At 67.1% G+C, this 12,348-nt stretch carries 11 protein-coding genes; 7 read left to right on the top strand and 4 right to left on the bottom strand.

What is annotated here, in order from left to right:
• Positions 1-41: 41 nt before the first annotated feature.
• The gene (locus tag ABJF88_00115; protein ID MEP0545314.1) at positions 42-596 is read right to left on the bottom strand and encodes a hypothetical protein; all 555 of its coding nucleotides are present in this window, start codon (positions 594-596) and stop codon (positions 42-44) included.
• A 220-nt stretch (positions 597-816) separates the two neighbouring features.
• Here ABJF88_00115 and ABJF88_00120 point away from each other — a divergent pair, with 220 nt between their 5' ends.
• From ABJF88_00120 to ABJF88_00145, 6 genes are all read left to right on the top strand, one after another.
• The gene (locus tag ABJF88_00120; GenBank protein MEP0545315.1) at positions 817-1,530 is read left to right on the top strand and encodes a hypothetical protein; all 714 of its coding nucleotides are present in this window, start codon (positions 817-819) and stop codon (positions 1,528-1,530) included.
• A gap of 43 nt (positions 1,531-1,573) precedes the next feature.
• Positions 1,574-2,392: an enoyl-CoA hydratase-related protein gene (locus ABJF88_00125; GenBank protein MEP0545316.1), complete on the top strand. Its 819-nt coding sequence runs from the start codon at positions 1,574-1,576 to the stop codon at positions 2,390-2,392.
• Between the two features lie 91 nt (positions 2,393-2,483).
• Entirely contained in the window at positions 2,484-3,482 is a 999-nt protein-coding gene (gene purM, locus ABJF88_00130; protein MEP0545317.1) for a phosphoribosylformylglycinamidine cyclo-ligase, read from the top strand.
• Positions 3,483-3,519: 37 nt separating this feature from the next.
• Positions 3,520-4,572, top strand: a complete 1,053-nt coding sequence (locus ABJF88_00135) for an NAD(P)H-dependent glycerol-3-phosphate dehydrogenase (protein ID MEP0545318.1) — start codon at positions 3,520-3,522, stop codon at positions 4,570-4,572.
• Between the two features lie 65 nt (positions 4,573-4,637).
• Positions 4,638-5,297 (top strand): ATP-binding protein, encoded by a 660-nt coding sequence (locus tag ABJF88_00140; GenBank protein MEP0545319.1) that lies wholly within the window; start codon positions 4,638-4,640, stop codon positions 5,295-5,297.
• A 130-nt stretch (positions 5,298-5,427) separates the two neighbouring features.
• On the top strand, positions 5,428-7,773 hold the full coding sequence (locus ABJF88_00145) for a DNA topoisomerase IV subunit A (GenBank protein MEP0545320.1): 2,346 nt from the start codon (positions 5,428-5,430) through the stop codon (positions 7,771-7,773).
• A gap of 75 nt (positions 7,774-7,848) precedes the next feature.
• On the opposite strand, the gene ABJF88_00150 is transcribed toward ABJF88_00145, so the two are convergent.
• A complete protein-coding gene (locus tag ABJF88_00150) occupies positions 7,849-8,226 on the bottom strand; it encodes a hypothetical protein (protein ID MEP0545321.1) in 378 nt (125 codons plus the stop codon).
• A gap of 400 nt (positions 8,227-8,626) precedes the next feature.
• Between ABJF88_00150 and ABJF88_00155 the strand changes: the two genes are divergently transcribed.
• Positions 8,627-10,558, top strand: a complete 1,932-nt coding sequence (locus tag ABJF88_00155) for a DNA topoisomerase IV subunit B (protein MEP0545322.1) — start codon at positions 8,627-8,629, stop codon at positions 10,556-10,558.
• A gap of 3 nt (positions 10,559-10,561) precedes the next feature.
• On the opposite strand, the gene ABJF88_00160 is transcribed toward ABJF88_00155, so the two are convergent.
• Positions 10,562-11,389, bottom strand: a complete 828-nt coding sequence (locus ABJF88_00160; protein MEP0545323.1) for a DUF3667 domain-containing protein — start codon at positions 11,387-11,389, stop codon at positions 10,562-10,564.
• A 65-nt stretch (positions 11,390-11,454) separates the two neighbouring features.
• Entirely contained in the window at positions 11,455-12,339 is an 885-nt protein-coding gene (locus ABJF88_00165; GenBank protein ID MEP0545324.1) for a DMT family transporter, read from the bottom strand.
• Positions 12,340-12,348: the final 9 nt, after the last annotated feature.

The raw sequence follows: 12,348 nt of genomic DNA on the forward strand, positions 1-12,348 counted from the left end.
CAGCAGAGGCCGACCGGGGCGGAGTCGCAGGGCGCAGCGGTTTAGTTCGCGCCGAGCGGGATCGTGAAGCCACCGAGGATGGAGATTGCGCTGCCATCGAGGAGCGTGAGACGGCCCTGGACGAAAGGAGCACCGAAGCCGATGCTGTCAAACTCCAAGCCCCCGACGATGTTGAGGCCGACCTCGGTTCCGCCCGCCTCGTCTTCCACGGCTTCGCAAACGGGGTTCCCCTCACAGTCGAAGCTGAAGCTTTGCGACAGGATAGCGAGGCCCGCGCCTACAAAGGGGTTGAGGCTGGCCGATTCGAGGCGTGCGATTACGTCTCCGTTGATCTGAAGAGCCGTCACGCTCACATCGCTGCCGAACCCAAAGTTTTCGTCACCGATGAAGAGGTATTCAATCGAAGGGCGGATGCCTAGGGCAAGGTTTCCGGCACTGAAGGGTGCATCGAGCTCAGTACCGATGCCAACGAGGAACGACTCCGCGTCGAGGTTATAGCCGAGGTAGGGTATCAGGCTGAACTGGGCTTCGGCGCGGTTCGCCGTCATGGGCAGGGCGAAAGCGACGAGGAGGGCGAGGAGAAGCGATTTGCGCATTGCGGTTGGGGTGTTGTTGAGAGGGTAGGAAGTGGCGGGGGAGAGCGGGGCGCGGTCATGTCGTAGCAGAACATGCGCCTAAGACCCTCACGAAAAAGATAGGGTAATCAGTTCATCCAAAGAACAAAGACTTCCCCCGAGGGTCGTACGGGGCGATACACGAACTCGGCCCACCGAAGTTGCACGCCCCGCAGTGAAACGCTTTTCGACCCCCGACCCGTTGGACCTCCGGTTCGCCGGTTTTGCTCCCGAAGCGTTCGCCGTGCTGGAGCGGTTGCGCGAGCACCCGCACATCGAGCAGTACCGCGCGGAGAAGGACACGATCGCGGCGCACGTCACCGCGCCGCTCAAGGCGTATCGCGACGACCTCGTGGTCAACTGGGTCCTCCCGAACCGCCTCCCGTTCGAGACGGAGAAGAACGTCTTCAGCCGCCTGCTCAAGAACGACTTCGGCGCTGGCGGCTGCCACCACCATCAGTGGATGGCGTTTTACCGTCCGCCGCGGCGCCGTCTCACGGACGTGCAACTCTCGCACAGCCTCTACCCCGACGGCTTCGTGTTCGGGCTCTACCTCGGCGAGTACGCCAAAGGCCTGTTTCGCGAGGCGAAGGCGTGGATGCTCGACGACCCGGCGCGGACGCTGGGCCTCCTCAACGGGCTGATTGAGCGCGGCTACACCTTCACGTACGCGCCCACCGTCACGAAGTCGCTGGCCTCGCCGACCTACGCCGAGCCGCTTGCCGCGCTGCCCGACGACCTCGCTAGGGCGAACGGAATGTGGGTTCGCCGGAAGATGACGCGGGATGCCGTGCTCGGTGCCGGGCCGGATCTCGTGCGCTATGCCATCGAAGCGCAGTCCGAACTGTGGCCGTTGTTTGTCGCGTGGGCCGGGGCGGAGGGGAAACCGTGGGCACAGGGGATGCCGCCGCAGTAAGTTTCCGCACGCCTTCCTGTCGCCCGTCACCATTCCCACTCGTATGTCCGACCCTTCGACAAGCTCAGGGCAGGCTCTCGTCCTGCGCCGCCGTGAGGGCCGCGTCCTCACCCTCACGCTCAACCGGCCCGACAAGCGCAACGCGCTCAGCGCCGACCTCGTCGGCGCGCTGAAAGACGCGCTCGCCGAGGCCGCCGAAGACGACGCGGTCCGCGTCGTCGTGCTGACGGGAGCGGGGAAAGTGTTCTCGGCCGGGGCCGACCTCGCCGCGCTCGAAGCCCTGCAGACGGCGTCGCCGATGGACAACCTCGCCGACTCGCAGCACCTCGCCGGGCTGTTCGAGGCGATCTACCGTCACCCGAAGCCGGTCGTCGCCCATGTCAACGGGCACGCGATCGCAGGCGGATGCGGGCTCGCCGCGGTCTGCGATTTCGCGCTCGTCGCCGACGGGGCGAAGCTCGGGTTCACCGAAGTGCGAATCGGGTTCGTCCCCGCCATCGTCTCCGTCTTCGTGCTCCGCAAGCTCGGCGAGGCGGCAGCGCGCGACCTCATGCTTCGCGGCCACCTCATCTCCGCTGCGGACGCCGCCGCGGTCGGCCTCGTCACGCGCGCCGTCCCCGCCGCCGACCTCGACACCGCCGTCCGAACACTCGCCGACGAACTGGCGACGGAGACGAGCGAGACGGCCGTGGCGCTCACGAAACGCCTCCTCGCTGACGTGCCGGGGATGGGCCTCAGCGAAGCGCTCGACCACGCCGTCCAACTCAACGCACTCGCCCGCGGTACCGACGACTGCAAAGCCGGGATCGCGTCGTTCCTCGGCAAAACCGATCCGCCGTGGCGAGCGGCGAGCGGGGAGTAAGGCTACCCGGCAGCGGGATGCGCGCCCCTGTTTCTGCTATCTTCCGTGACTCCGCATTTCCGCTTCCGCACCGCTCAGCACGTACTGCACCATGACCACCTACCGTGATGCCGGCGTCGACATCGCCGCCGGGGAAGAAACCGTCGGCCGCATCAAAGGGCTCGTCCGCCAGACGTTCACGCCGGGCGTGCTCGCCGACATCGGTGCGTTCGGCGGGTTCTTCGCGCTCGACACGGCGGCGTACCGCGAGCCCGTGCTCGTTTCGTCCATCGACGGCGTCGGGACGAAGCTGAAAGTGGCCGTGCGCGCGGGGCGGCACGACACCGTCGGTCAGGACCTCGTCAACCACTGCGTCAACGACATCGCCGTCTGCGGCGCGCGCCCGCTGTTCTTCCTCGACTACCTCGGGACCGGGCGGCTGGAGCCCGATGTGGCCGAGCAGATCGTGACGGGCTTCGTGACGGCGTGCAAGGAGAACGGCTGCGCGCTCATCGGCGGCGAGACGGCCGAGATGCCGGGCATCTACAGCGACGGCGATTACGACCTCGCGGGGAGCATCGTCGGTGTCGTCGAACGGGACGGCGTGATCGACGGGCGCCGCGTCGAGGCGGGTGACGTCCTCCTCGGCCTGCCGTCGACGGGGCTGCACACGAACGGGTACTCCCTCGCCCGCGCCGTCCTCTTCGAACATTTCGGCGTGGATGACCGGCCCGGCGAACTCGGCGGCGAGACGGTGGGGGAGGTGCTCCTCCGCGTCCACCGCTCGTACCTCGACGCGATTCAAGCGCTCGTCCGCGACGACCTCGCGCACGGCTTCGCGCACATCACCGGCGGCGGGCTCGAAGGCAACACGAAGCGCATCCTCGCCGACGGCCTGCGCCTCGACGTCGACTGGAATGCGTGGGAGCGACCCGCGATCTTCGAGCTGATCGGGCGCCTCGGCGACGTACCGGAGGACGACATGCGGAGCACGTTCAACCTCGGCGTCGGGCTCGTGGCCGTCGTGCCGCCGTCGCGCGTCGCGGACGCGAAGGCCGTGTGGACGGCGATGGGCGAGCAGCCCATCGAACTCGGCCGGATCGTCGGCTAGCGCCCTTTCTCCTCCTCGCCACAACCGACGCGCCCCCATGCGAAACCTCGCCGAGAACTCCATCGCCGTGCTCGGAGCCGGGAGCTGGGGGACCGCACTCGCACACAGCCTCGCCGTTTACGGCGCGCACGACGTCAAGCTCTGGGCCCGCCGCCCCGACCTCGTCGAGATGATCCAGCGCGAGCGGCGCAACCTCGAATACCTCCCGAACGCCGTGCTGCCGGACCGGGTGACGGTCACGTCGAGCGTAGCCGAAGCGGTGGAAGGATGCGCGCTCATCGTGTTCGCGACGCCGTCGCAGTCGGTCCGGCCCGTCGCGGGCCACCTCGCCGACCGGATCGGGCGGGAGCACACGGTCGTCTCCGTCGCCAAAGGGATCGAGGTCGACACGCTGATGACGACGACGCAGGTGCTCCGCGACGTGCTCATCGAGGCGAACCCCGACCGGATCGGTGTGCTCTACGGGCCCAGCCACGCCGAGGAAGTGGGCGCAGGCCGGCCGACGACGGTTGTGGTGGCGATGCCAGACGTGGAGGCGGCGCACGCGGCGCAGCACGCGTTCATGACGGACCGGCTGCGGGTCTACGTCAACATGGACCTCATCGGCGTCGAGATCGCAGGCTCGGTCAAAAACGTGATGGCCCTCGCGGCCGGGATGGGCGACGGCGTCGGGCTCGGCGACAACGCGAAGGCGGCGCTCGTCACGCGCGGCCTCGCCGAGATCAAGCGGCTCGGGCTTGCGCTCGGTGCGGACCCGCACACGTTCTCCGGGCTCGCCGGGCTCGGCGACCTCATCGTGACGTGCTTCAGCCGCCACAGCCGGAACCGCTACTTCGGCGAGCAGATCGGGAAAGGCCGCACGCTGGAGGAGGTGGAGCAGGAGATGAAGATGGTGGCGGAAGGGGTCAAAACGACGCTCTCGGTCCGCGAACTGGCCGAGCGCCACGGCGTCGAAATGCCGATCACGGAGGCCGTGCACAACATCCTCTTCCACCACCTCCGCCCGGAGGACGCCGTCTACGAGCTGATGACGCGGGCGGCGAAGCGGGAGGACATGCTGAGCGCGATGCGGGAGGCGGAGGAGGGCTGATTTATTGCCTCGGCCGTCGTGCGGCTCGCGCGAAACCTCCCCGGCCCTTCAGCCATACTTGCGCTATGGACCTGCACGATCTCAAGCGGTACGTCGGCTTCGGTGAAGGATTCCACATCGAGTTCAAGCGCCGCGCGCCGCAGCCCGAACGCCTCGCCAAAGAAGTCATCGCCCTCGCGAACGCCCGCGGAGGCAAGCTCTTCGTCGGCGTCGACGACGACGGGACGATCCGTGGCGTCCGCGACGCCGAGGAGGAGCGGTTCGCGCTCCGCCACGCCCTCGACACCCACTGCGACCCGCCGGTTGCCGTCGAGATCGAAGCCGTCGAGGTGTCCCGGCGCCGGGACGTGCTCGTCGTCGACGTGCCCGAGAGCGCGGAGAAGCCGCACTACCTCGTCAACGCCGTGAACGGGAGCGGGCGTCCGCGCACGCCGTACGTCCGCGTCGCCGACCAGAGCATCGAGGCGAGCCGCGAGGCCGTCCGCCTGATGAAACACGAGCGGGCGCCGACCGACGTCCGCTTCGAGTTCGGCGACAAGGAGCGGGCGCTGATGCGCTACCTCGACCGCCACGAGCAGATCACCGTTGAGGGCTTCGCTCGCCTCGTCGACATTCCGCCGCGGCGGGCGTCGCAGACGCTCGTGCTCCTCGCGAAGGCGAACCTCCTGCGGCTCCACCCGAGCGAGCGGGCCGACTACTTCACGCTGGCCTACGACGTGGCGTAAGGGGCGGGGGCCGTTTTTGCGCCGCGGCGGGTGTCACGGGTTGACACCCCCATGTTGTATGTTCGGGGGGAGCACGGGCCTCGGCAGGATGCGGCGGCCCTTTTAAGCTGTTATTGCAAAGAAAAAAGATATGCCCGTCGTCGACGTCATCCCGCTTCACGAGACCGCCCGCGAGCGCTACCTCAACTACGCCCTCTCGGTCATCACGAGCCGCGCGCTCCCCGACATCCGCGACGGGCTCAAGCCGGTGCAGCGGCGGATCCTCTACGCGATGTACACGAACCTCCGGCTGACGCCGGACTCGCGCTTCCGCAAGAGCGCGACGGTCGTCGGCGAGGTGATGGGGAAGTACCACCCCCACGGCGACACGGCGATCTACGACGCCGCCGTGCGGATGGCACAGCCGTTCAGCCTCCGCGCCCCGCTCGTCAACGGCCACGGCAACTTCGGCTCGCTCGACGGCGACAGCCCGGCGGCCATGCGCTACACCGAGGCCAAGTTGACCCCGCTCGGCGCGTCGTTCTCCGAGGAGATCCGCAAGCAGACCGTCCCGTTCCGGCCGAACTACGACGGCACGCTCTTCGAGCCCGTCGTCCTCCCGGCGCAGTTCCCGAACCTGCTCGTCAACGGCGCGACGGGCATCGCCGTCGGGATGGCGACGAACATGCCGCCGCACAACCTCGGCGAGGTCATCGACGCTGCGATATACCTCATCGGCAGCCCGAACGCGTTCGTCCGCACGCTCGTCGAGAAGTACGTGCAGGCGCCGGACTTCCCCACGGGCGGCCGCATCCTAAACACGCCCGAGGAGCTCGTCACGATCTACGAGAACGGCGAGGGCGCGATCGACCTACGCGGGTCCTACGAGGTGGAGGGCAAGAGTCGCGTCATCATCACGTCGATCCCGTACGCGCTCTCGAAGGGCGATCTCATCGAGAAGATCGCCGATCACATCCGCGAGGGGAAGGTCCCGCAGATCGTCGACATCCGTGACGAGAGCACGGACGACGTCCGGATCGTCCTCGAGATCAAGCGTGGCGCCGATGCCGAGGCGGCGATGGCGTACCTCTTCAAGCACACGCCGCTCCAGAGCCGTTTCCACGTCAACATGACGTGCCTCGTGCCGACGGAGAACCCGGAGGTCGCCGCGCCGAAGAAGGTCGACCTCCGCGAAGCGCTGCAAGCCTTCCTCGACTTCCGTTTCGAGGTCGTCACGAAGCGGCTGCAGTTCGACCTCGAGCAGCTCGAGAAGCGCATCCACATCCTCAAGGGCTTCGTCAAGATCTTCGACGCGCTCGACGAGGCTATCAAGATTATCCGCTCCTCGAAGAACAAGTCCGACGCCGCGCAGCGGCTCATGCACCGCTTCGGAATCGACGATCTGCAAGCCGACGCCGTCCTCGAGATCAAGCTCTACCGGCTGGCCCGGATGGAGATGAGCGCGATCCGAGCCGAACTCGCCGACAAGGAGCAGCAGGCCGCTGCGCTGCGCAAACTCCTCGGCGACGACAAAGCGCTCTGGAGCCTCATCAAGAAAGAGCTCCGCGAGCTGAAGAAGCAGTACGCCGACGAGCGCCGCACGATCATCGCCGGCCCCGACGCCGTGCTCGAATACTCCGCCGAGGATTACATCACGAAGGAGGACGTCTACGTCATCGTGACCCGCGACGGCTGGGTCAAGCGGCAGCGCTCGTACACCGAGCTCGACGCGATCCGCGTGCGCGAGGGCGACCACGTGGCCTACGCCCTAGCCGGCTCGACGCGAGCGACGGTCTGCTTCTTCACGAGCGCCGGCCGCGCTTACACGATCCGCATCGACGACCTGCCGCAGACGACGGGCTACGGCGACCCGGTGCAGAAGTACTTCGACTTCAAAGACAAGGAGCGCGTCGTCGGCGTGATCTCGCTCGACGAGCGCGTGCTACCGGAGAGCCTGCCCGACGCCGCCTTCGTCGACCTCGACCTGTTCCAGGGTGACGGGGCGCTGCCCGACGGCGTCGAGGCCGGGCCGTTCGGCGTGGCGATTACGGACGAGGGGATGTCCGTCCGGTTCACGCTGGAGAGCTTCGCCGAGCCGTCAAACAAGAACGGCCGCGTGTTCGTGCGTCTGCCGAAGGGGTCGAGCGCGGTGGGGGTCGAGGTCGCGCGCGGCGACGAGAACGTGTGTCTTGCCTCGAAGGAAGGGCGCGGGCTCGTCTTCCCCGTCAGCCAGATCCCCGTGTTCAAGAGCGCCGCGAAGGGCGTGATCGCGATGCGGCTCGACGGCAAGAGCGACCGCGTGCTCGGGTTCGTCGTGAGCGACGCCGCGCGCGAAGGGCTTGAAGTCGAGACGAGCCGGGGGCGGAAGGAGATCGTCCGCACGACGAAGTTCGAGGTCACGAACCGGGGCAACAAGGGCCGGACGATCATCGAGCGCGGCACGCTCCGCGCCGTCACCCCGCCGCCGGTGGAGTTGCATCTGGACAGGGGGAACTAGGCATTGGCGAGGCGTACCCGCGGCGAGCTTCCGCCACGGGAGAGTGTCGGAGGCCACGGAGCCGGTGTCGGAACGCTAGCGGGTGCGGGGCGGATCGCCGATGATCCCGTCGATCACGAACGTACGGATGCTGTCGATCGCCTCGTTCATGTCGCCGTCGAAGACTTCGAGCGTGCGGCGCACGTCGTGCGTGATCTCATGGTCCTGCGCGTAGACGTAGAGGATGTTGCCTGCGCCCTGAGCGGGGATGAGGTCTTGCTCAAGCTCGACGATCGTCAGCACCATGACGGCCTGCACCATGCGGTCGGTGATGGGCGTGCGTCGGATCACGACGGGAGAGCGCTCCAGTTTGGCGTGCGGGGCTTCGCTCGTGGACGTGCTGGAGTGCACGTTGAGTTGGGGAGATAGCGGCGCGTGGTGCGTCGACGAGGTGCGCGCTGGATGGAGGGGCATGGCGGGGGTGGGAGAAGAGATGGAGAGAGGGGGTGAAAGAGTATAAGCGTCTGGTTTGAAATAGGTAAGGCGAAGCCATCGGGACTAGCCCGTCATTGCTCATGGGGGAAATACCCAGAACGAGCATGGGGGAGTAAATCCCTAACGAACAGCATAGTGCGGGTGTAGGTGCGAGGCGTAGTCCAAGCTCGGGGGGGTGGTTTACGGTTGGACAGATCCCGCCAGGGGCGGTCCGCGCTTACCCGTGTCGTCAACGAAAAGGTGGGGAGGGAGAGGACGCCTAGCAGACGGTTCTCGTACCCACTGCACGTCTGGCTTCTGACGAATGTGACAGGGTGGGGGCACACCCGCTCGGTATATTGAGCCTACACCGTCCACCACCCGTCACCAGCATTGCCTCATGGCCGAGACCGCCGCCCGCACGTACACCGGCAAAGACATTCAAGTCCTCGAAGGGCTGGAGCCCGTCCGCCGCCGCCCCGGCATGTACATCGGCGGGACGGGCAAGTCCGGCCTCCACCACCTCGTCTGGGAGATCGTCGACAACGCCGTCGACGAGGCGACGAACGGGTTCGCATCGCTCATCGAGGTGACGCTCCACAAAGACGGCCGCAGCCTCACCGTCACCGACAACGGGCGCGGCATCCCCGTCGATAAGCACCCGACGAAGAAGGTGCCGACGATCGAGGTGATCCTCACCACGCTCCACGCGGGCGGCAAGTTCGACCACGGCAGCTACATCACCTCGGGTGGGCTCCACGGCGTCGGCTCGTCGGTCGTGAACGCGCTCTCCGAGGAGCTCGTCGCCGAGGTCAAGCGCGACGGGAAGCTCTACCAGCAGACCTACGAACGCGGTGCGCCGACCTCCAAACTGAAGACGGTCCGCAGCAACGTTCGCGGCACGGGCACGAGCATCTTCTTCCGGCCCGACCCCGACATCTTCGAGACGGTCGAGTTCGACGCGGCCCTCATCGCGGACAATCTCGAAGTCAAGACGTACCTCAATGCCGGGCTCCGCATCGTCTTCAAGGACGACGTCAACGGGCAACGGTACGAGTACGAGCACGAGGGCGGGATCGCCGAGTACCTCGACACGCTGACGGCGGCGGACAAAGCGCGGCCGGTGCACCCCGAGGCGTTCGTCGCGCGCGAGGCGATGGAGGACGGCGGGCGCGTCGAGATCGCGCTCCACTGGACGGAGGCGCCGAAGGAGCAGGTGCGCTCGTTCGTCAACGGGATTCCGACGAAGTTCGGCGGGACGCACGAGCAGGGGATGAAGGACGCCGTCACGAAGGCCGTCCGCAACTACATCGACACCCACGACCTCGGCCAGAAGAAGCTCGATATCACGGCCGACGACATCCGCGAGGGGCTCTACAGCATCGTCAACCTGTTCATCGTCGAGCCGCAGTTTCAGGGGCAGACGAAGGAGCGCTTGAACAATCCCGAGGCGCGGAGCATGGTCAGCGGCGCCCTGCGGATCGACTTCGAGCAATACTTGAACGCGCACCCGACCGTCGCCGAGGCGATCGTGACGCGGATCGTGCAGGCGGCGCGGGCGCGCATGGCAAGCCGGGCCGCCGCGACGCAGGCCCGACGCAAGACCGCCGTCAGCCACCGGCTCAACCTCCCCGGCAAGCTCACCGACTGCGCGAGCACCGACCCCGCCGAGAGCGAGCTGTTCCTCGTCGAGGGCGACTCCGCCGGCGGCTCGGCGAAGCAGGGGCGCGACCGCGCGACACAGGCGATCCTCCCGCTGCGCGGCAAGGTCCTCAACGCCGAGCAGGCCACGAAGTCGAAGGTCAACGCCAACAAAGAGCTGTCGAACATCGTCGACGCGCTCGGCTGCGGGCTCGGCGACGACCTCGACGTGTCGAAGCTCCGTTACCACAAGCTCGTCCTGCTGATGGACGCCGATTCTGACGGCCACCACATCACGACGCTGCTGCTGACGTTCCTCTACCGCTACATGCGTCCGCTCATCGACGAGGGCTACGTCTTCATCGCGCAGCCGCCGCTCTACCGGATCGACGCGGGGAAGGAGACGCACTGGGCGCTCGACGAGGCGGACCGGGCGCGCATCCTCAAGAAGCTGCCGCGCAACGTGAAACCGGAAATCCAGCGCTTCAAGGGGCTCGGCGAGATGATGCCCGAGACGCTGAAGGAGACGACACTCGACCCCGCTAAGCGCCGCCTGCTGCAAGTCACGATCCCCGACGGCGAGCGGCTGACGACGGAGAACACGATCTCCGACTTGATGGGGAAGGACGCCGCGCCGCGCTTCGCCTTCATAATGTCCCACGCCGCAGAAGCCGATGATCTCGACGTGTAGGGCTCACGTGCTCAGCACCCAGAGCAGGAGGGCGCCGTCGCGGATGATGCCGAACATGAGGTAGGCCAGCACGTAGGCCCCGATGGTTTTGAACGCCGTGCCCACCCGCCCGCCGAAGAACCCGACGGCGCCGAAGCAGAGGAAGAACAAGCTGAGCATGATGGTGAGCCAGGGCGGGGTCGCCGAGCCGGTAAACGCCAGTAGCGGGAGCGAGAGAAGGCCGTCGATTAAGTGGTAATGGCCGGTCACGAACAGGGCGTAGACTGAGATCTCGGCGAGGTTGAAGCCCGAGCGGCGGAAGAACAGCCGCATGAACAGCACGAAAGGGACGTAGAGCAGGATGACCTGGTACGCATACGTCACCCCGATCAGCTTGAGGTTTAGCTCGACGAACTCGGGGACTTTGTCAGCCGGAAGCAGGCCGAAGAGCGGGGTGCCGTCGCCACGCTCCATCATCTCGATCATCCACTCCTTCATCCCGTCGATCTGAAACGAGAAGGCGAAGAGGACGACGGCGGTGCCGAGGACGAAGTAGCTGAGCGGGCTGACGTAGCGCTTGCGCTCGCCCGCGACGTAGCGGCGGCAGACGCGGCCCGGCGCAACCGTCAACGTGCGCACGGTCAGCCCCAGCCCGCGTTCCATCTTCAGGAAGCGCTCGGCGAACTCGCTCCACAGCGTTCCGAGCGTGAGGCGGCCATCGAGGTAGTGCTGCCCGCAGCGCTGGCAGTAGTCGCCGAGGCGTTCGGCCTCGCAGTTGGGGCAGGTCTCAGGGCGGAACTGCTCGGGTTCGTCGCGGAGGACGTCGGGCGGGGAGAGGGGAGCGGTGAGCATCGGCGAGGGTGCGGGTGGTGCCCGCGAAGTAACGCACGGCCGACCACGCATGCAAGCCGGAGGGCCTACTTCCGCCGCGCGATCAGCAGGACGCTGCCGACGATGAGCATGGCTCCGGCGAGGCTCTGGAAGTCGGGCACGGTGCCGAAGACGAGGGCGCCCCACACGAACGCGAAAACGACCTGGAGGTAGCCGACGGAAATCGCCCGGCCCGCTTTTTCGAGGTGGAGCCCGCGCGTCAAGCAGAGCTGCCCGACGAGCGTCGAGACGCCGGCGCCGAGGAGCCACAGCCATGCCCAGCCGGTCGGCATCACCCAGTTCCCTGCGAAGGGGAGCGCGCCGACGACGCCGATCCACGAGAGGTAGAAGATGATGACGTCCGGCGCGTCCGTCGCACGCAGCTTGCGGACGATGGTGTACACGAGCCCCGAGAGCATCGACGCCGCGACGACGGCCGCTACGGCCAATCCGTCGAGCGCGTCGAGTGAGCCGAAGAGGAACGACGGCTCGGAGATGAGCACGACGCCGACGAGGCTCACGGCCATCCCGACAAGCACGAGCCCCGCCGTACGCTCGCGGAGGACGAACGCCGCCGAGAGCGCGGTCCAGATCGGGGCCATGTAGAACAGCGCCGTCGCGTCGCCGAGCGGGATGCGGGGGATCGCGAAGTAGAACAGGCTCAGCGCGGCGACGCCGATCACGCCGCGCGCGAACAGTAGCGCCCGGTTGTGGCCGAGCGGGGCGAGGCCGGCGCGGCGAACGAGGACGTAGATCATCCCTGCCATCAGGACCGAGCGCGCGAACACGATCTCCATCGTCGGGATCGTCTGCCCGGCCAGCTTGACGAACAGCGTCATCAGGCTGAAGGCCAGCGCGGACCCTGCCATGTAGCGGAGGCCGAGCGGAATGCGGAGGAAGAAGCCGGGGCGAGGCGTAGCGGTAGCGGGCACGGACAGGAG

This window comes from Rhodothermales bacterium (assembly GCA_039944855.1).
GTDB lineage: Bacteria > Bacteroidota > Rhodothermia > Rhodothermales > JANQRZ01 > JBBSMX01.